Source organism: Sphaerochaeta pleomorpha str. Grapes, from assembly GCF_000236685.1.
Taxonomy (GTDB): domain Bacteria; phylum Spirochaetota; class Spirochaetia; order Sphaerochaetales; family Sphaerochaetaceae; genus Sphaerochaeta; species Sphaerochaeta pleomorpha.
Map to the genome: position 1 here is coordinate 1,734,775 of NC_016633.1, position 20,271 is coordinate 1,755,045.

The window sequence follows — 20,271 nt, forward strand, 5'->3', positions numbered from 1 at the left end:
TTACATTATGCCGCTATCAGCATCTATTTTTTTTGCAATTGCATTGGTTATAAGCACCAGCGTCAATCCAATGGCAGACTGGAACAACCCTGCAGCCGCAGCCTCGGAAAACTTCTGCTGCTCCAGGCCCAACCTATAGACAAAGGTATCGATAATATCGGCATTGGAAACAACCAGATAATTCGATATGGCAAAAATCTGGTCAAAACCGGCGTACATCATTTCCCCAACTCTGAAGATGAGCAGCACAACGATGGTAGGACGAATCGAAGACAGGGTAATATGCCACATTTTTCTGAATCGGCCGGCACCGTCTATAGAGGCAGCCTCGTACAGGTTCCTGTCAATTCCTGCTATAGAAGCAAGATATACAATAGTACCCATGCCTGCCCCTTTCCAGATATGCGAAAAGACAATAACCCAGACAAAGGTTTCCTTCTGATTCATGATATTCGTGATATCGCCGGTATAGCCCAACGATCTCATCAATCCAGGTATCGCCCCGCTTGAGGTATTGAACATTGCGAAAAGTATGCCGTTTATAACAATCCACGAAACAAAATTGGGAAGGATTACGGCAGTCTGTACGAATTTCTTCGCCCCGCTGAAATAAATCTCACTGATCATAAGCGACAATATAATAGGGAAAGGGAACCCCAGGATAAGCTTAAGGACACTGATAAGGACATTGTTACGGAGGGCCCTGATGAATGCAGAACGGGAAAACAATTTCTGGAAGTTTGCCATTCCCACAAAAGGAGCATCTGAGAAACCACGAAAAATACTATAGTCTCTGAAAGCGATGGAAACGCCAAACATAGGGGCGTATTTAAACATCAAGACATACACTATCCCAGGTACAAGCATCACATAGAGCAAGGTATCCCGTCTTATATCTGTCATAAGCTTTTTCTTCAAAGGACATATAGACTGTGTAGCTTTTGTGCCGAACTGCTTTTTTCCGTACTTCATTTAATTCTCCACAAGACATGGTTTAGTATAACTCAGTTGATTCTATTGTCAATTAATTTTTTCAATATTTATTTGTTTTAATGAAATTTTTTGCTAATATTTTTTTAAATTAAAAATATTAACTTTATATATTATCTATTTTTATTATTTTTATACAAGTATTTTTTCTTTAGTTATTTTCATCATTGTACTTTTTAATTGACATTTTACAGGTGGAAGTCTATGATAAAAAAGAATTCAAAAACCCTTCTTAGGGTAAAACAAGTGAGGTGAATGCTATGAGCTTTATGTATAACCCGTTTCCCTATGATGACCCAAACGCCATAAATGAAATTGCCGTAGGAAAAGATATATCGGACACCATATGCTTTGGCCTGCAAGATTGTTCCGCTATGCTTGCCAAACGCATACAAGAGACACTTGCAGAGAAAAGAACCTGTGTTTTATCGCTGGATGGTTATACCAGTGCACCCTTTGGAGTGCTGGCTCTCCAAGTCGCGCGATTGCTCCTACAGGAAAATATTGCCATCACCAATAGTGAAACAAACAATCTGTATTTGGAAGAATCGGAATTGGATGCCAGGCTTTCTGACAATTTGCCACAAGACAGGACGATGGATCCTCCGCTGCTGTACGGCAAACTCTATGCAAATGGGTACGAAGGGCTGATGGACACAGCCAAAGTCACAGCAAAAATCCAGAGGATACTTGCATTCAAGGATTCAGGAGAAGGAGTGTATATACTTTCGGGAAATGGCGCCCTCTGTGATGCATTGGTGGAACTATCCGATATTCGCTGTTACCTTGACCTGACCCAGAAAAGAACCGTATTGAACATCAAACAGGCAAAGACAAAGAATCTGGGATATACCAGTCCAAAACCTTATAAAGAGACACTTCGCCATGCTTACTATGTGGATTTTGAAGTTGCCGCCGCACTGAGGGGAAAACTCATTGCATCCCGCCAGCTGGATTACTATCTGGCAGCTGACGACATCAATTCCATCCAATTGTTGCCTCTTGCCAGTTATATTGCAATTTGCGAGACTCTGGTCAGGTATCCGTTTCGATGCAGACCCGTTTATCTGGAAGGGGTATGGGGTGGCTTTTATGTCAAACATCTTCGAAACCTCCCCGATACCATGAAAAATTGCGCATGGGTGTTTGACCTTATTCCCATGGAAGTGTCGATAGTGGCGAAACTGCAGGACAAAGAAATTGAATTCCCATTCTTCGGGTTTGTCCAGACCGTAGGCGAGCTTCTGATGGGAAGAACCTGCTGTGAAAAATTCGATGGATACTTCCCCATACGGTTTAATTACGATGATACGTTCCATGCGAGCGGAAATATGTCTATCCAGTGTCATCCAGACAGCAAGTATGTAAAAGAACATAACAATGAATTGGGAAGGCAGGACGAGAGTTACTACATTGTAGTTGCCGGGCAGGAAGCAAAAACCTATTGCGGATTTACCGAAACCTGCGATGTAGAAGAATTTATCGACGAATGTAAAAAATCAGAGAAAAACGGACTCCCCTTCGACCATGACGCCTATGTTCATTCAGAGGCCTCAAAGCCAGGTATGCAGTTTCTCATCCCTGCAGGCACGATACATGCCTCAGGAAGGAATCAGGTAATCCTTGAAATCGGGAGCCTTACGATTGGGTCCTATACATATAAAATGTACGATTATGTCAGGAAAGACCTTGACGGAAATCCAAGGCCAATCCATTCGATACAGGGGGATGCCGTACTGAAGCGAGAAAGGAAAGCCGCCTGGGTACGCAAGAATCTTATCCAGGAACCCCGAATTGTCAGAGAATCCCCAGAAGGCAAAGAAATTACCGTAGGCGAACATGACTTACTGTATTTCACCTTGAGAAACCTTTGTTTTTCCTCAAGGATGACCGACGATACAAAAGATCGCTTCCATGTACTTGTCCTTGTAGAGGGAGAGAAAGTATTGATACGGTCACTTGAGAACCCTGATAAGTTCTATGTTCAAAACTATATGGATATGATTGTCGTCCCCTCCTCTTTTGGGAAATACGAATTGATCAACCAAGGGGTCGGGAAGATTATCATCCACAAGACGATGCTGAGAGATGGATATGAACACATCGAACGATAGCTGTATTTTGGCACTGGATGCCGGAGGGACAACAATCAAGCTAGGGGTAGTATTGAAATCCGGGGGCTGTTCAGAACTTGTTGATTTTCAAGAAACTCCGATACAGTCCTCTGGTTCGATAGGCGAAATCGAAGAAGGGTATGCAAAAGCCATCGAAACTGGGCTGAGCCTCGCGTCCCGGCATCACCTGAAACTTTCCGGGATTGCGGTGAGCACTCCCGGACCTTTCGACTACGAAACGGGAATCAGCCGCATGACCCATAAGTATGCAGCTATATACGGGCAATCTGTGAAGAAAATCATAGAGCAGACAACCAAGGATATCCCTGTCCGTTTCATGCATGATTCTTCGGCTTTCCTCCTTGGGGAGATACTTGACCCTCGGTACCGCTCTTTCCATACTCCCGCTGCAATTATAATCGGAACCGGTTTGGGATTCGCTATCATCAAACAAGGAAAGCTTCTGTTGAATGCGTCCCAAGGACCCGGGATTAGTATTTTCAGGCGGCCTTATAAAGGAAAAACCGCAGAGGATTTCGTTTCGAAACGGGGAATCATGAACCTGTACACCGAACTGGGAGGAAGTCTTTGTAAAACTGTCAGGGAAATAGACCTTGAAGCGAGAAAGGGAGATGAACTCTGCAAAAAGGTGTTCGTGCAAACCGGAATGCACGTAGGCCATATTGTGGCTCCCTTGATACAGGAACAAGGCATCGATTGCCTTATCCTCGGGGGACAGATTGCAAAAGCGGACAGGCTGCTCATTACGCCACTATCTGAGACTTTGCAAACATACTCAATTGATTGTTTTGTCTGTAAGGCACAAACTATTGACACAGCACCTTTAGTAGGCGCAGCACAACTCTTCTAAAAGGAAGTAGACAATGACCGGTTGTTATATTCGAATAAAGGATTCATTGAAATCGCTTGCCCCAAAAGAACAAAAAGTTGCTGAATTTATTCTTGAGTTTCCTGAAGAAGCTATGCATATGTCGATCGGGGAACTCGCACAGACGTGTGCGACGAGCAATGCATCGGTTGTTCGCCTATGCAAAAGTGTCGGGTATTCAGGGTTCAAGGAATTATGCAGGGTCCTGACTGAAGAGCTTAACCAACAAAGTTCCATTGTGTATGAAGAAATCCATCCAGGGGACAGCATAGATGCCATCGTAAAGAATGTATGCATGAGCAACATGAAAGCAATCGAGAGCACCCTATCATTACTCGATATGCAGACACTCGATCGAGCCGTAGATGCTCTGTGCAAAGCACCCCGTATAGATTTTTACGGTGCGGGCTCTTCCGGCCTTGTTGCAAAAGATGCAAGTAACAAGTTTCTCAGAATCAACAAGATAACACTTTCCAACCCAGACCCCCATGAACAAATCCTTGCAGCCACGAGTTTGCGCAAAGACGATGTTGCCGTTCTCCTCTCATATTCGGGCGAAACGAGGGATACCATAGAAACTGCAGAAGTAGTGAAAGCAACAGAAGCAACCCTTATAACCATTACAAAATTCGGAAAGTCACAACTTAGCGAAATGGCTGACATCAAGCTATTCACCTCCTCTTCCGAAGCCATGATCAGAAGTGGCCCCATGGGATCCCGAATCGGACAATTGACGATGGTCGATATTCTGTACACCGCAGTATCGAGTCGTCTGTATGATGAAATCAAACCGTATCTTGACAAGACCCGGTTGGCAGCACAACGAAAACATTCCGGGAAAAACTAAAAGAAGGAAACCATGAGGCCAGAGCTTGTTCCTACAGTAGGTGTTTTATTCATTACTACTCCCCGCTTCCATGATCTGGGGAAAGGTACTGAACATGGGATATATTTTGAACGCAAGGAAGCTGAAGCAAAGCGTATTCTTTCGGATCTCTCTGCTTTTTCGAATCCGGTGTTCGAGCGGATTGTCTATTCCAGGGAAGACCTCCAAGAAGCAATGGATGTATTCGAATCAAGAAAAGTCGATATGGTCTTTGCCTGTTTCCTTTCTTGGTCCGATGACTTTGCCTGGATTCGCTTTTTGCGTGACATGAAACCGATTCCTATCCTTTTTGCCTCTTTGGTACGGGATTCCCTGGGGTTTTCCGATTCTCTGAATGAGGACCGTTTTGTTGAATTTCTCTCTGCCGGCTCGTTGGTCGGGATGCTTGAAGCCTCAGGTTCTGCCAGTCGTTTCGATCGTCCCATGATGAAACGGGCCATAGGGACACTTTCCGACATTATGGAAACCTGCCGTACGTTTGCCCTGGCCAGTGCCATTCGCAGCAAACTAAAGAATACCAATTTTGGGTTGTTGCCTTCCTTCAACAAGGTAATGTGGTCTACCTATGTTGATATATATGCTTTCTTTATGCAGGTAGGCCCAGAAATCAGGTTCCTTTCTGTGCTGGGGTTGCAACAGGAAATCGAAGCGTTACCTGCCCAAGAAGTTGCACAGGCCATGGAAGCTTTACTGAATCAATACGATTCAGACAATACGGTGGCAACGGATATGTTGAAAGCTTCCGTTGCAGCATCTCTGGCTCTGGAACATCTAGGCAGAAAAGCCGGGGTAGAGGTTTTGGTTCTCAATGATGTAGATGAAGTTCTTCTGCGTACCATCGGATTACGTCCGGGGTTCACGCCGTGTCCAGGTACCGATGATATTGTCATCGTACCGGAAGGCGATGTGGGTGGGGCCTTGGCTACCTACATCCTGAAATTACTCTCACGCAAGCCTGTCCAGTTTATTGAACCGTTTCACATCGACCAAGAACGTGATGTATTTGAAGCTGGCCATGCCGGCCCCAATGATTATACTGACCCGATGGGGAAAACCTTGATTTCCCGCGATGAACGGTTTGCTAAAACCGATTATACATTCGCCGGGGCACCCTTTGCGTGGCATGTAATTGCAGAAGGCCAGAAAACCATGCTCCACATTTCGGAATGTAACGGAACGTATAAGCTTGTATGTTCTCTTATTGATGCCCTTCCGACAACACACCACCTTGCAGGCTACACCCATGGACTCTTCAAGCCAAAGAAACCTTGCATTACATTCTTCCAGGAACTTATGGACATCGGGATTACCCAGCACTTTGCCATCGCAGAAGGGAATTATCTGAAAGAACTGGAAGATATCGCAACGATCATGCGGTTTGAATTTCATCAAATCTAGCAAGATGGCAACCATTCTATTCACCCACTACAAAGATATCCCAGGATATCGAATGGAAGCAGGGCCTTATACTGCTTTTATTTGTGCAGCTAGGGGGGCAAATTGTATTTCCTTTGCCGAACACGAGGCCAATTTCTTACGAACGCCGAATTCTTTTTCCGAATTGGGAGAAAATCCGAACCTCTATGGGATGCCACTCCTTTTCCCTCCAAATAGGATTTGCAACGGCATGTTCTTTTTTGGTGGCAACTTGTATCGGTTTCCGATCAACGAGCCAGCTAGGGGCCATCACATCCATGGATTTTTAAGTTCTACACCATTCGCCCTTGACTCCATGGAGTGTGATACTCAAAAGGCCTCTCTTTCTTTTTGCTATGAAGCCACTATAAAGGAACCCTACCTTTCATTTCCCCATGCGTTCAAAATAAGCCTGCGCTATCTGCTTGATCAATCAGGGCTCCACCAGCTTGTCCAGCTGGAAAACAGGAGCAACAGATCCATGCCTGCAGGTCTGGGATTTCATACTACCTTCAATGCTTGTTTTCTTCCCCATACAGAACCATCGGATTACAAAATCAAGGTATCGGTTGGCGAGGAAATCGAATTAGACCGAACTACAATCATTCCTACGGGAAACTATCTGCCTGACAGCCCGTTGCTGCATGAGCTTGGCAAAAAAGGACTCCAATTTTCAGATAAGGCTATCTCGAATCATTTTACCTGTGACAAGAACCTTCATGAGTCGTTGCTGTTCCATGTACCTTCCGGCAGGGCCCTTCGATACACGACAGAATCCCAGTATACATTCTGGATGCTCTTCAATGGAGGAGGAAATCAGGGCTTCATCTGTGTAGAGCCACAAACCTGGATGGTTGATGCACCTAATTCACCACTTGCGCCAGACCAAACAGGATTCATGGTACTTGAGCCTGGCCAATCAATCCAGCTGGAATCAAAGCTCCAAGGGGTAACGATTCCACTAATATAAAGCAGCTATACTCGCCATCAAACATGTTTCCCTTAGAATTCAGGCCTCCCTTGTTGTATAGGAATCCTTCACTTGAGGTCTCAGGGATATTCCCAATGTGTTGCAGATATAATCCATTATATTCCAACACTTAATTCTAACAGTATTATGTCGTTCTAACTTATTATATGTTATATAGTAAGTTTTCTGTTAATTGAAGCAATGGAATTATCACTGGATTTTTGGTTACCTCACGGTGACCAGTACGGTTACCTGCCCCCTTCCTACAACCATCGGGGAGGCTGTCATTAAAGACGCGGGGCAGAGGAACCCCAAATATTCTTCGCCAACTTCGAATCATTGCAGTACGAGGACCTAAAAGACTACAAGACATTGTACCAGGCAATTATCACTGCATCCAAAGCCGCAAAGGGCAAGGTATACCTGTTCATCGACGAAATCCAGGAAGTTCCATCCTGGGAGCGGGTGATCAACTCAGTCCGTGTCGATTGTGACTGCGACATCTATATAACCGGTTCCAACGCGAGGTTGCTCTCAGGCGAATTGGCAACCTTGCTTTCCGGACGTTACGTTGAAATCAGTGTCTACCCACTCTCATTTTGCGAATATCTTGAGTTTGCCAAAACCAACGACGATGAAGCCGGCTTGAGTACGGAGCAACACTTCTCCAACTTCCTTCGATATGGTGGTCTTCCGGGAATCCATGAAATGAAATGGGACGATGCGGTCCTTTTACGGTATCTGCTTGACATGTTCAATACCGTACTTTTAAAAGATGTAATAAAGCGAAACAAAATTCGCGATATAGATTTGCTTGAAAAGGTCGTTCTATACCTGATGGACAATATCGGGAACACGTTCTCTGCAAAGACCATCTCAGATTTTTTAAAAAACCAAGGGAGAAAACTCAGCACCGAGACGGTGTACACCTACATCAAGGCCTTGGAGAGTGCATTTTTGATCCATAAGGTGCCACGCTTCGATATCAAGGGAAAACGACTTCTCGAGACCCAGGAGAAATATTTTGTCTCGGACTTGGGTCTGCGCCATGCAACAAGGGGGTATCGTGACAATGATATCGGGGGAATGCTGGAAAATGTAGTGTTCCTCGAACTGCTTCGGAGGGGATGGACTGTCAACATCGGAAAACAGGGTTCTTATGAAATTGACTTCATTGCTACCCATACCGATGAAAGACTCTATGCCCAGGTATGTTACATTCTGACGAAGGACAATACACAACGCGAATTCGAACCATTGGAGGCGATTGACGATAATTATGAGAAGGTTGTAATCTCCACGGACTCCCTGACAGGTTTCAATCGCAACGGAATCAAACAAAGGAATATCATAGAATTTCTCCTGGACACGTGAAATCAGTCTGAGATGCTGAAAAGCCAAGGCCTCTGCTCTTCCAACTGTTTTTTGCTGGCAGGTTCCCTGCCTGCCGTTTGCCTGAACTGTCTTTTCAATCTTTCACGGCAGACACCCTTCTGCCCTTTGGCAGAAAGGTGTTCCTGTTTTCCAATCTCTTCGTACCTGTTGCAATCACTATCGCTGCAAAGAAGTACCGTTCAAATCAATAACCACCACCGTTTCTTCCTGCGGCCCCAACGTCACGGTACAACCCAGATTCCCTTCAGCCACTACCCCTGCACTATTTGAGCCTATCTTCTCGATTCCCCTTAGGCAAACACTCCAGGGAGTTTTCTTTCCTGTCTTTACCACCTCATAGGTAGACCCGCTTCTCGATACCGTGCAGGTCACTACCTCCTTCCCTTCGTGGTCACTCACACCGACGGAAATACTGTTGCCATCATCCAATGCGAATACATGGAAACAAACCCCATCGGAAAAATCATAATCGGTTCTGGTTATATCATTGCCAACGGCCAGCAGGCTATTGGGGCGAACCATCAAAGGCAAGCTGAAATAGTCATGGTGTTCGTTATACCATCTTCCTCCCTCGACCTGTCTTCCATTGAGGAAATTCGTCCAGACACCTTGGGGAAGGTAGTAGGAAACAATGCCATCCGAACTGAAAACAGGGGCAACAAGAAGCGAATCCCCCAACAGATATTGCCGGTCAAGATAGGCACAGCAAGGGTCTTCAGGATACTCCAAGACCATTGAACGCATCATCGGAACCCCTGTTTGATGCGTCTTGACCGCTTGGCCGAACAGATAGGGCATCAAGGAACATTTCAGTTCCACGAAATGACGCAAGACTTCACTTGCCTGGTCATCATAATTCCAAGGCACCCGATAGGACTCACTGCCATGTAGCCTGCTATGGGAAGACAAGAGACCAAAGGCAACCCATCGTTTGAACAAATCGGGGGTGGCCGTCTTTTCGAAGCCCCCGATATCGTGACTCCAGAACCCAAAACCCGAAAGGGAAAGGGAAAGACCCCCACGAAGGCTTTCTGCCATCGAGGCATAGGTTGCAGAGCAATCGCCACCCCAGTGAACAGGGAACTTCTGCCCCCCGACTGTAGCACTGCGGGCAAACACCAGGGCCTCATGGACTCCCCTGTTCTTTTCCACCAGTTCAAAGACTGCTTTATTGTACAGGTAGGTATAAAAGTTATGCATTTTAAGAGGGTCACTCTGGTCATGGTACACAACTTCAGTAGGGATGCGTTCACCAAAATCGGTCTTGAACGTATCCACCCCCATATCCAGAAGTTTCTGCAGTTTTGACTGGAACCAAGAGACGGCCTCCCTGTTGGTAAAGTCAACCAAAGCCATTCCTGCCTGCCATCGGTCCCATTGCCAGACACTGCCATCCTGTTTCTTGACCAGGTACCCTTTGGCCATCCCTTCATCGAACAACACTGACTTCTGGGCAATATAGGGGTTTATCCATACGCAGACATGGAGTCCTTTTGCATGCATACGCTTTATCATGGCAACAGGATCCGGGAATTGCCGTTCATCCCAGACAAAATCAACCCATTGGAATTCCTTCATCCAGAAACAGTCAAAGTGGAAGACCTGGAGTGGAATGTTGCGTTTTGTCATACCGTCAAGGAATCCATTGACCGTTGTCTCGTCGTAATCCGTTGTAAAGGAAGTAGACAACCATAACCCAAACGACCAGGGAGGAGGAAGCGCTGGTTTACCGCAAAGCAAGGAATAGGAAGCAAGTACCTGCTTGAGGGTCTCCCCTCCAATAAGGTAGTAATCCAAACATTCCCCCTTAACGGAGAACTGGACAGCGGTTACCACTTCAGAGCCCACTTCAAAAGAAACTTTTCCAGGATCGGACACCAACACCCCATACCCTTTGGAAGAAAGGTAGAACGGAATATTCTTGTAAGCTTGCTCGCTACTGGTCCCCCCATCCTCATTCCAAATGTCCACGACTTGTCCATTCTTGACGAAGGGAGTAAACCGTTCGCCTAAACCATAGATTGTCTCACCCACCCCAAGGGAGAGGTATTCGCATTGGTAGGCTTGGTCCCCATCGACTGTGGCGTGCCCGCTGAGTGACCCGATACTGGCAGTAAGTTCTCTCCCCGCATAGGAAAAAGCAACCGAGCAGGGTCCTTTTTTCCCCACGCTGACGCTTAGCTGGTCACTGATTGCCTCCCAGCCTTCCTCTGACTGGGAAAATTGCAACTGTTCGGGTTTGTCTGGGGCAAGCTCGAATTGAGGGCCCGTATGTAAGGCTCCCTTGAAATGATAGGAACGGACATGGATCACGTTCTCAAGGGGGGAAGAAAATTCCAAGGTATGCAAGGGAGTGTTTAACGTATCGCCACGGCCGACGATACGTTTGGGTGAAGCATAGACCGTAAGGCAACCGTTTTCGGCCTTGCTATCCTGGATCTCCACTTTATTGATCATTTTTACGTTTTTCTGGATTCCCCAATACCCATCTCTAAATTTCATATTGCCATCCTCACTATATTTGCAACGATCATGTCTTAACCGAACCTGCAACCATTCCCTTTATGATGTACCGTTGCAGGCAAAGGTAGAAAATGACTGCAGGAAGAATAGTCAGCAACACCCCTGCCATCGCATAGTTCCACTCCACTTTATAGAGGCCAAAGAAATTGTAGGCTGCCAGTTGCAAGGTGAGCGATTTCTTTGAGCCACTGAGTACCAGCAGGGGAAGCAGGAAATCATTCCACATCCACATGGTGTTGATCACGATTACCGAAACGGTAACCGGTTGCAGCAACGGGAAGATTATCTGGAAGAATGCCCTAAGGGGCGAAGCCCCGTCTATCTCAGCGCAATCATCCAATTCATGGGGTATACCCTTCACCGCTCCATGGTACATAAACAGGGCAAGGGATGATCCAAGCCCCCAATAGAGCACGCCAAGCCCCCAGGGGGACCCAATAAGGTGCAGTTCCTTGGCTACCTTCACCAAGGCAATCATGAACGAATGAAAGGGAATCATCATGGGGGCTATCAAAACAAGGAACATAACCCAACTGTACCGGGTCTTGGTCCTTGAAAGCTTGAACCCGGCAAGGGAACTTACCACAACCACCCCGCTTACCCCGAGAGAGGTAGCGATCAAAGTGTTGAGAAAATACCTTGGGTACTGCATGATGGCAAACGCTTGGAGAAAATTATCAAAGGAAAAGGAAGTGGGAAGCGCCAATACGTTTGTCGTGATTTCCGAAAATGACTTGAAAGAATTGATCACCACCAGAAACAAGGGATACAGATATACTAACGCTACCAAGCTAAGGATTCCTGTTGTCAGGAAAGAAGAAACAGGACGTCGTTTCATACCTCCACCTCCTTCTGCTTGAAAGAACGTACCTGTAAAATGGAAAGCAACAGGATCATGAGGAACAAGATGACTGACTTGGCAGTTCCATAGCCAAAGCGGTTAATGACAAAGGCAGTCCTATAAATATCCAAGGCAACGGTGGTCGTCGCATTGCCAGGGCCTCCATTGGTGAGACTCAAAATAACATCGAAGGCCTTCAACCCGTTGGAAAGGGAATAAAACACGCATACCGTAATCGAGGGCATGATCATAGGCAGCGTAATACGGAAAAACCGCAACGGTCTCGAAGCCCCGTCTATCATCGAGGCTTCTATCAGATCGTGGGGTACCGACTGGAGCCCGGCTATGTAGACAACCAGGTAAAAACCGAGCGCATTCCAGACAGAAACCAGCAAGACACTGAAGAACACCAGGTGGGTATCCCCAAGCCAGCTGGACATAAAGACGCTCCACCCGGTTTTCTGGAAAAAGGATTCAAAACCAGCAGAGAATATGAATCTCCAAATGTAGCCAATGATGATCAAGCTGATAATATTGGGGACATAGAAGGCAGCCCTCAATGTATTCTTACCCTTGATGTCACTGTCCAGCAGGACGGCGAGGAACAAGGCCACAAGGTTGATGACCACCACCGAACACAAGGTCAGTCTGAGTGTGAACCACATGGATTTCCACATGTCACTGTCATCAAGAAACAGTTCTTTGTAATTCTCGAGACCGATGAATGTCTGTACCCGGTCAAGGCCATTCCATTTGGTAAAGGAAGAAATGACACTCATCAGAAACGGTATTTCAACAGACAGGAGAATTGCCAGGAATGCAGGGATGGTAAATCCACAAAACACCAGGACTCGGTTGAGTTGCTTTTTTTTCAATTGGGTCATTTGGTATATCCAGCAGGGCCGGGAGTAAAGAACTCCCCGGCCCTAATCAAAAGATGAGAAACGAACTACAAAGCTGCTTTGGCAATCTTTGCATACGTAGCATCAAGTGCGTCCAAGGTCTGGGCGCGGTTGGTTTGCCCGGCGCAATAGCCTTGGAGGATTGAACCCAGCTGTTGCTCGGTTCCGGTGGGGAACATCTGGTAGAACCAAGGATAACCTGCCACCCCCGAGGCCAACAGGTCCGATGTTGCCTTGGCAATCTGGGAATCAGGAGAGGGGGCTCCGATAATTGGGGAAAGTTGTTTTACCTTGCCAGGTATCCAATTCTTCCCGTAATCGGAGGTAGTAAGCCATCTAAGCCAGTCAATGGCTGCCTGGAGGTTCTTGCTATCCTTGGCAATACGGATGGTCTGGTTTGAGTCAAACATAATCCCGGCTGTCAAGGCGTCATTTCCGGTCGGTCCGACCAAGAACCCCAGTTCTACTTCAGGGTTGGTTTTTCGAATCGAATCCTCGGCCCAGTTGCCTTGGTGGATCATTGCAACTTTTCCGGTTGCAAGCGAAGAAGTCTGGTCACTGAAATCCGATTCATTGGGTTTCGGCCCACCATACGTTCCGATAAGGTCCAGAAGGTCAAATACCTGACTCATTTCAGGGATATCCTTGAATTTCAAGGTACCGGCATTGAGCATGGACACAAAGTTCTCATATCCGCCGTAATTTTTTACCGGGATTGCAGCTAAAGCCTGCCAGGCAGTCTGGGGGAGTACCCAGAATTCCTTAAAACCGGTTGCAAACGGCTGCACGCCATTTGCCTGTAGTTTTTTAGCTACTGCCTCGAATTCACCGAGTGTACGGGGAAGCGTAGTAATCCCATTGTCCTTGAATACTTTCTTGTTGTAGATGAAAGAATGGGACTGGACCAGGAAGGGATAGCCCAATACCCTACCGTTGACAGTTACGCCCTGGAGAGCCGAGGGTTGGATTTGTTTCATAAAATCCTCGTCAGTAAGGTCGTAGACATAATCCTTGTAGGTTGAGTTGTCACTATAGGCACTGCTCATGAAGATATCGGGGATATCCCCGGAGTTCAGCCTACTGGTAAGGACAGACCGATAATCGGTCTGCAAAACAGTGATGTCCAGAGTAACCCCGGTTTCCGCTTTATAGGCGGCGATCATATCGTTGTATTGGTCAGCGAGTTCAGGGCTGTAGAACAATACACTGAGAGTTACGGGGCCTTTTGCCATTTCTTTTTGCCCTGCTGCAAAGACAGGACTGAAGAGCAAGAGCAGAAGCATTACTACGGTCAAAGTCTTTTTCATGAGAATCTCCTTTTTTCGCTTTTCCTTGAATGAAGCAACTATCTATGTTATACGTATAACATAGCAAAGTTCAGTTGTCAAATAAAAGAAGATAGATATATAAGGGTACTAAAAATAGCTGACGTATCTTAACAAAATGTTGTAGTATCGACAGGAAAGAAGGAATTGCATGGGAATTACACAGAAAGATATAGCTCGGGATTTAGGGATATCGTTTATTACTGTCAACCGGGCATTTAATGGAACGGGATATGTATCGGAAGAGCTCAAGCAAAGAATTTTCGAGTATGCCGAAAAGATGGCCTATGTACCGCACAAGGCCTCCCAGGTATTGGTACGCAATACCACCAAACGAATTTCCCTGTTCTCATCTTCCCTTCCCGAGTACTTCTGGAATGATATTGACAAAGGAGTGGAGATTGCAGCCCAGCAGATCCACCCCTTCAATTATGAGGTTACGTATCACAGGATCCCGGAACACGACTCAGAAACGTACCTAAAGCTCTTGCGAGAGGATATTGAAAAAGGCATTGATGCTGTTGCCCTGGTAAACCAGCATAAATACGATATGCCTGCAATCTTTGGGGAACTGGAACAAGCAGGGATTCCATTTGTCACGTTCAATACCGATGCCCCCCAAAGCGAGAGGCTCTGCTATATCGGAAGCGATTACGCTGCCGGGGGGAGACTTGCCGCCGACTACATCGGGAGGGCCCTGCAGTTGTCACAAAAGCAGGAGGTCTTGGTAATCCAATGCAATGAGGAAGATGTAAAGGTTACAGACTCCCCTGATATCAATGCCATGCGGCTGGAAGGATTTCAAGCGTTGCTCAGCACCCGGTACCCGAACATTACTTGCCACGTGGAGTACATCAACACCAAACTGCAACCAGGCTACAGGGACAACCAGATCCTGGATGTGCTTAAAAAGTATGAGAACAAGGTCCAGGCAATCTACCTGATACCTGCCTTCAATACCGATTTTCTCTCAGCCTTGAAGACCCTGCCAAGACAGAATGTCATTACGGTTCTCCATGACCTGGATGGTTCTGCAGTATTTGACCTGGAAACAAGGATGCTTTCGGCTGTGGTCTACCAGAGCCCAATACTCCAAGGCTATTACACGGTAAAGGCCCTTGAGCAGATCCTTGAGGAAAAGAAGCCAAAGAAGATCCCCGATATCGAGATAGTCCATACCCTGGTACTGTCAGAGAACAGCAACCTGATACGCAGCCAGAATGAGTTTCAGTTCACGATATAGCAAGGATTTGAAGGTACGATATAATAGAAAGACAGTGTAGTTGCCGATGGTTGCAAACCACAACAGAGGCAATTGAGAAGGAAATGGCTCCCATGCATGTTTAAAAAGAGACAGGCAGGCTAATAAGCCTTGGGGTATTTTCTTGTTTCCCAGAAGAAATTCACGCTCTTTGGCAAAAGGTTGTTAAGCTTGGACTGTATGACTTGTTCCTGGTTGACTGACCATATGCCAAGTTTTCCCGTACCACAGTTGTTCCATCCCACCCAAATAGTGACGAAATTGCCTTATAGCTCAAGTCCCTTCTTTCAGGATATCCAGATACGCTTTATAGGCAAAGGTCCTTCCCCTCAGCCTTCCACTCGATGGGACCAGTATGTTGGCATCGATCAAGCGCTTGACTGCACTTGCGACCGTATTGTACGAAAGTTGCAAAGCTTGGGCTGTCTTATTGATTTCTATAATGGGATTGCGCTCTAGATAGGCAAACAGTTGAAGCGCAGTAAGTCTGGCACGCCCGAGCGTGTTGATACGAGTCTCATGGGCATCGTGAAGTCTTTTTAGGCGTATGATATTCTCATGAGCATCCTCGGCGGACTCACCGACGGCCCTGAGGAAGAACTTGATCCACTGCTCATAGTCGCCCTTGGTACGAACTTCGGTCAACCGGTCGTAGTACTCGACCCTGTTCCTCTTCAGGAAATAGGAGATGTACAATGCAGGTGTCGTCAGAATTCCGTTTCCCATAAGAAACAGCGTAATCAGCAAGCGCCCTATGCGGCCATTGCCGTCAAGGAAAGGATGGATTGTCTCAAACTGATAATGAATTAAAGAGGCTCGAACCAATACATCCAGTTTGTCAGTACCATTGATATACTTCTCAAGATCCGACATCGCCACGACCATATCATCAGGATGAGGAGGAATGAACCGCGCATGCTGCAGGGAAATCCCCTCCCCTCCAATCCAGTTCTGCGAGGTGCGAAATTCTCCAGGACTTTTCTCCTGGCCACGAACGCCCTCCATCAGGACTGCATGTGTCTCCCTGATCAGACGATTGCACAGTGGCAGTTCCTTCAGATGCTGGATTGCAAACTCAGTAGCCTTGATATAGTTGAGAACATCCGAGACATCCCGATTTGTATTTGCTTCCAGCATCGGGTCGAGCACATCCTCCAGCGTACACTGATTCCCTTCAATCTGGGATGACATCAACGCCTCCTTGCGGACATACATCGACACAAAAAGCGCTACATGCGGGATTAAGGAGGAAATGCTCTCTAACCGGGAAATACCCCTGTTGGCTTGTATGAGCAATTCCATCATCTCGCCATCAATTTCGATAGGAGGTTGAGGAGGAAGGGGTGAAGGGACAAACGAATGGTATGTCGCTTGGTCTGAAAGCTGTGTTTTCCAAGTACCTGCCCTGTTTCCCATTCTAATGAATTCTCCTTGAAGTAAACTAAAACAACATACTCAATGATAGCATAGTAATTTCATTTTAAATAGTTAAATTGAAATAAAGAAGCCATTTCTTGGCTGTTATCTCAAGATAGCCAATGTAAGGAATTGCAAAGGCAAACCTTCACTGACTAGATGAGACAGGATCAGGAGCCCTGATGCACCTGGCAAGATAGTCCGATTGTTGGTAACAGGGCACAGCGGAAGTGTTGTTGTGAAGGCTGCCTTGGGAATGAACCAGAATCCTGTTGTGAACAATGTTCGTTATATCGAAAACGTTTTACTATTTTCCCTATGCTTTTGGTCATATTCGATGTTTTCAATAGAGAGAAGGAAATCACAGAAATACGTACAGGAAACAATTCCTTCAATCTTTTACAGGAATGCAGTGAAAATCCCCAACGGTTTCTGCCGAAAATGCGAAATTCCTTTTTGGTAACTATATTCAGACAGATTCAAACTTGAAGCTCATCTGCCAGCCTTGATATGTGGTAAGCATATCAATGAATTGCGATGCACTGATGAGTTTGTCATCGATGGTGAACTGGACCTCATTTTCACCAAATTCATGAGAATCAACCGTAATCCCGAGACGCCCCCTGAAACCCAATCCATATCGGCGCCCCTTGTAGATTACCCCGCCGCCGCTGGTGAAATACTCACCTTCAAGAGCTCGGACCGGACTTGGGATCAAGGATTTGCTACCAACACCAGAGCGGATGATTTTCTTGAAGCGTTCAAATTCCGCACCCCGGTCTATTGTACCATCGGCTAAATAGACATTACTATCGGGCGATAATTTATCGACTATTGGATCGTTGCAGTCCTTGGGATACTCCAAGCCTTCATAGAGAGCAATATCCTTTGCTTCCCGGTAACGTCCGATATCACTGAGTCTTCCATATTCGGTATCCAGAAAATCATACGGGGAGAACATCCTGAAAGAATAAGGCTCAAACAGACAAGTATCCTTCGCCGTCTTCCGAGAAGTATAGTTTCTCCCTTTTCCTTCCATCTGTCTCTTAAGTTCAATTTCATTATACGGGTCTTTTATCCGATCAAGGTTGACTTCACTACGTTTCGTTTCACTTGCCACCCATTCATACCCAGACGGCAAACATTCAACCGTAAGGGAAAAGGAATACGATGTGGTTGGATAGAGCTGGTCATCAGTATGCAGGATACTGTCAACATCCCTTATTTCATGTACCAGGAAGGAGTACTCATACTTGCAGTCTTCAAGGAGTTTCTTGATCTGTATATTTGATCTGGCTATGAAATCAGTCTGGTCCAACGAAAACTTGGGAAAACCGGCATCAGTATTCTTTGTCACGGGAACAGGACAAGAGGTTACCCCCAAGGGTTTTTCTTTCACCCCAAAGAGAAGATACTCCTTGGTGGTGTTGAATTTCTCGGCAATCAGGTCACAGAGAGCAGTGGAAATGATTGCACCCTTCTCCACCCTGGAGAGATGGCCCTGGGACATATTCAGCTTTTCTGCGAAGACTTCCTGGCTTAAGCTATGCGCTATCCTCAATTCCTTGATTCTGCCACCGACTTCTTGATAATTCGGCACGTTTGCTTTACTCGATTCCGGCATAACCAATCCTCCTTGGCGATGGAAACAAACCATCAACTAGATGGCATTAGCAATCTATACAATCATTCACGCATGTACTATTTAATTTGTAAAGTATATTTTTTTTATTCTCTACGAAAATTTTATACATAACCATGAGCGCACTACCTCAAAAAATAGCCTGACTACGGTAAAGAAAGTTAGTTGTGGATTATGAGAAACGGGGAAGCTGGCGAAACAGGAAACCTCACCAAGTCCCTCAAGGGAATCATCTTCCCCTCTGATGGAATCGAGAGGGTATTGTACTTGCTGGTATGAAAGCAGGTATCTCAGCCTTTGCTTTTCAGGTATTGGTTCCAGAAACTGGTTTTCCTCTTGTTTTCCAGCAAGAGATTTGTTTTATACGTGTTATGCGTTGGAAAGGTCTTCCAATCTTTGACTAGGGGAGCAAAAGCATCCAATGCTCTGAGATAGTCTACCCCATGGTGGTAGCTTTTTACATAGGCACGTTCCATTATGGAATCCAACAGGCTGCGATAGAGCAAAGAGGAGGCGAGATAGCGCTTTTGCTTTGCAAGCGTATGGGCTATTTCAGGCAAGGTATAGTAATCTCTTCCATCCAATGTCTCCACCCTGGCAAATACATAGGATTCCAATTCATCCAGCATTCCCACGTCTGCCAAAAACTGTGCGTCGTGGTCATTGAAAGATGGGTTTTGGAAGATAGCGTTTACCTCGCTAGCCAAAAATTCCTCCCTTTTTTCTTGCCCCATGACAAGCAACAGTTCCTGGAAGGTATCGAGCGTACGATAGGACTTGAAGTTTTCGTACTGCAGGGCGACAAGGCTTTCCCGGTCGCCTTGCATTGCATAGATTTCCTTCAGGATTTTCTCAATGTCATAGCGATTGGAAGAATTGTTTGCAGGGATTCTCTTGACCCAGGCAAGTGCCGATCCGGCATCTTTCCTTTCCAGGAAAACACGGGCTACTGCAAGCATCTTAGGCGTCGGCAGCTCTACCTGCTTGCCTTGCAGGGTAGCTGCAAAGAGCTTTGCTTCTTCCTGCTGACGGCAAATGAATGCCGTCATAAAGGCATAGGTCTTCTTTTTCTTCTCTTCTTTCTCGTTTGCTTGCAATGCCTGCAGTTTCTCCAGCATGAGGGCCAACACCGGCTCCCCAAGGGAATTGGGAAGGTTCTCCACAAGGGAAGAACGTGCACCATAGTCATCCTTGGTGGCCACTTGCAGAAACAGGGTTGCCACCTTCTCTTTGTCCTGACAGGAAGAGGCATACCGGAAAAACAGGTCCCTAGCCGCATGGAGATAAACTTCAGCGACTGTGCCATAGGAATCGTCGCACGTCTCGAAGACAAATGCATCGGTCTCAATAAACTCGGCGACCAGGTCCAAGCCGGTGCCGGGGTCTGTTATCCCGGCTTCCAGGTCTGCAAGCATCCTCTCCAGAAGATTGGCTAAGGAATCGGTCATCTCAGCACCAATGTATTTGGTGGAATTTCTCAATGCAGCCAACTTTCGTTTGTATCGTTTGATATTTTCTTTCTCAGGGGCTACCAGGGTGTTGATCTTGTCATCAACCAGGGCAATATGGTCTGCTAGCTCCAACAGGGTATCGGCAAGGGTCTCGAGGCCAAGATCCATCAGTTTCTGTTTACGATTATCAGGCATCTATCTCTCCAAGAAGGGGTAAGCTATCTTTGTGAATTCTGGAGGAAAGCGATAG

At 46.3% G+C, this 20,271-nt stretch carries 15 protein-coding genes; 7 read left to right on the forward strand and 8 right to left on the reverse strand.

Annotated elements, in window-relative coordinates:
- Positions 1 to 972 carry an ABC transporter permease gene (locus SPIGRAPES_RS07915; RefSeq protein WP_014270249.1) on the reverse strand — a complete coding sequence of 324 codons (972 nt, stop codon included), beginning with the start codon at positions 970 to 972 and terminating at the stop codon, positions 1 to 3.
- Positions 973 to 1,250: 278 nt separating this feature from the next.
- Between SPIGRAPES_RS07915 and SPIGRAPES_RS07920 the strand changes: the two genes are divergently transcribed.
- The 6 genes from SPIGRAPES_RS07920 to SPIGRAPES_RS07945 all read left to right on the forward strand — a co-directional run bounded on the left by SPIGRAPES_RS07920 (position 1,251) and on the right by SPIGRAPES_RS07945 (position 8,639).
- A complete protein-coding gene (locus SPIGRAPES_RS07920; protein WP_014270250.1) occupies positions 1,251 to 3,104 on the forward strand; it encodes a class I mannose-6-phosphate isomerase in 1,854 nt (617 codons plus the stop codon).
- Positions 3,085 to 3,975: an ROK family protein gene (locus SPIGRAPES_RS07925; protein ID WP_014270251.1), complete on the forward strand. Its 891-nt coding sequence runs from the start codon at positions 3,085 to 3,087 to the stop codon at positions 3,973 to 3,975. The genes SPIGRAPES_RS07920 and SPIGRAPES_RS07925 overlap by 20 nt, the downstream gene beginning before the upstream one ends.
- Positions 3,976 to 3,988: 13 nt before the next feature.
- Positions 3,989 to 4,840, forward strand: coding sequence for a MurR/RpiR family transcriptional regulator (locus SPIGRAPES_RS07930; RefSeq protein WP_014270252.1), 852 nt, complete (start codon positions 3,989 to 3,991; stop codon positions 4,838 to 4,840).
- 12 nt (positions 4,841 to 4,852) lie between these two features.
- Complete coding sequence (locus SPIGRAPES_RS07935) at positions 4,853 to 6,277, forward strand: hypothetical protein (RefSeq protein WP_014270253.1); 1,425 nt, start codon at positions 4,853 to 4,855, stop codon at positions 6,275 to 6,277.
- Positions 6,278 to 6,281: 4 nt separating this feature from the next.
- On the forward strand, positions 6,282 to 7,265 hold the full coding sequence (locus SPIGRAPES_RS07940) for an aldose 1-epimerase (protein ID WP_014270254.1): 984 nt from the start codon (positions 6,282 to 6,284) through the stop codon (positions 7,263 to 7,265).
- Positions 7,266 to 7,580: 315 nt separating this feature from the next.
- A complete protein-coding gene (locus tag SPIGRAPES_RS07945; protein WP_081468768.1) occupies positions 7,581 to 8,639 on the forward strand; it encodes an ATP-binding protein in 1,059 nt (352 codons plus the stop codon).
- A 177-nt stretch (positions 8,640 to 8,816) separates the two neighbouring features.
- On the opposite strand, the gene yicI is transcribed toward SPIGRAPES_RS07945, so the two are convergent.
- The 4 genes from yicI to SPIGRAPES_RS07965 all read right to left on the reverse strand — a co-directional run bounded on the left by yicI (position 8,817) and on the right by SPIGRAPES_RS07965 (position 14,233).
- Positions 8,817 to 11,162, reverse strand: a complete 2,346-nt coding sequence (gene yicI, locus SPIGRAPES_RS07950; protein WP_014270256.1) for an alpha-xylosidase — start codon at positions 11,160 to 11,162, stop codon at positions 8,817 to 8,819.
- A gap of 28 nt (positions 11,163 to 11,190) precedes the next feature.
- Complete coding sequence (locus SPIGRAPES_RS07955; RefSeq protein ID WP_014270257.1) at positions 11,191 to 12,021, reverse strand: carbohydrate ABC transporter permease; 831 nt, start codon at positions 12,019 to 12,021, stop codon at positions 11,191 to 11,193.
- Positions 12,018 to 12,908 (reverse strand): carbohydrate ABC transporter permease, encoded by an 891-nt coding sequence (locus tag SPIGRAPES_RS07960; protein WP_014270258.1) that lies wholly within the window; start codon positions 12,906 to 12,908, stop codon positions 12,018 to 12,020. Before SPIGRAPES_RS07960 ends, SPIGRAPES_RS07955 begins: the two co-directional genes overlap by 4 nt.
- Before the next feature lie 65 nt (positions 12,909 to 12,973).
- Positions 12,974 to 14,233: an ABC transporter substrate-binding protein gene (locus tag SPIGRAPES_RS07965; RefSeq protein WP_014270259.1), complete on the reverse strand. Its 1,260-nt coding sequence runs from the start codon at positions 14,231 to 14,233 to the stop codon at positions 12,974 to 12,976.
- Positions 14,234 to 14,402: 169 nt separating this feature from the next.
- Between SPIGRAPES_RS07965 and SPIGRAPES_RS07970 the strand changes: the two genes are divergently transcribed.
- Positions 14,403 to 15,494: a LacI family DNA-binding transcriptional regulator gene (locus SPIGRAPES_RS07970; protein WP_014270260.1), complete on the forward strand. Its 1,092-nt coding sequence runs from the start codon at positions 14,403 to 14,405 to the stop codon at positions 15,492 to 15,494.
- Positions 15,495 to 15,785: 291 nt separating this feature from the next.
- Here the strand turns inward: SPIGRAPES_RS07970 and SPIGRAPES_RS07975 are convergent, their stop codons facing one another.
- From SPIGRAPES_RS07975 to SPIGRAPES_RS07990, 3 genes are all read right to left on the reverse strand, one after another.
- On the reverse strand, positions 15,786 to 16,928 hold the full coding sequence (locus tag SPIGRAPES_RS07975; protein WP_014270261.1) for a Fic family protein: 1,143 nt from the start codon (positions 16,926 to 16,928) through the stop codon (positions 15,786 to 15,788).
- A 469-nt stretch (positions 16,929 to 17,397) separates the two neighbouring features.
- The gene (locus tag SPIGRAPES_RS16555; protein ID WP_014270262.1) at positions 17,398 to 18,552 is read right to left on the reverse strand and encodes a helix-turn-helix domain-containing protein; all 1,155 of its coding nucleotides are present in this window, start codon (positions 18,550 to 18,552) and stop codon (positions 17,398 to 17,400) included.
- Between the two features lie 308 nt (positions 18,553 to 18,860).
- Entirely contained in the window at positions 18,861 to 20,216 is a 1,356-nt protein-coding gene (locus tag SPIGRAPES_RS07990) for a DUF6880 family protein (RefSeq protein ID WP_014270263.1), read from the reverse strand.
- Positions 20,217 to 20,271 lie beyond the last annotated feature (55 nt).